Annotated in this window: 2 pseudogenes; both read right to left on the reverse strand. The window is 30.6% G+C overall.

The features are described from left to right. Positions 1-290, reverse strand: a pseudogene (locus tag F7R20_RS31410) (hypothetical protein); the annotation flags it as partial. Between the two features lie 6 nt (positions 291-296). Next, positions 297-667: pseudogene (locus F7R20_RS31415) on the reverse strand (hypothetical protein); the annotation flags it as partial.

Genomic DNA, 667 nt, shown 5'->3' on the forward strand with positions numbered 1-667 from the left:
ATTTGGTGATTTTCACTGCCTTTGTCTAAGCTTGTAAATTCATTGATAATTTTATCGTTAATACGAGTTCTGTTGAATTTATTATAATGATATTGTGCTATCGAGAGTAGATCTGTTTCTTTATCAATATCAAGATCTAAATCATCAGCTAAATCTCTTAATAGTTCTTTCCAATTAACAAATCCTAAAGATGCAGATAGACCAGCTCCAGCAAAAATTGCAGCATTTCCATCTTGAATAGCTTTAACATATTCATTGATAAATTTTTCTTGAGATTTGGTAAAGCTCATTATTAATTAACCTTTTAACCATGTTTTTAAATTTTTACAATCACCGTTTGGATACCATAGATAATACTCACCGGCGGTATTTACACTTTCTTTGATGTAAGGATAGATTTGGAGATATTCATTTCCATTCCAAGAAGATGGGCTATCAATTAATGGTAATAAGGCAATTTTATCTTTATGTAATTTGAATGGGTCGGCTATACCTATTTCCCAATTACACCATCTTGATGCCAATGCTTCATTTGTTGCTAACAAAATAAATTTATCATTTAAACAAACAATCTGATTTTTGATCTTTGTTGCTGTAATTCCATTTGTCTGTTCCGGCATTGTTTCATCTGCCCAATCTACATATATGCTCATTCCTAAATTTTCAA

The organism is Pseudomonas brassicacearum subsp. brassicacearum (assembly GCF_008801605.1).
GTDB lineage: Bacteria > Pseudomonadota > Gammaproteobacteria > Pseudomonadales > Pseudomonadaceae > Aquipseudomonas > Aquipseudomonas brassicacearum.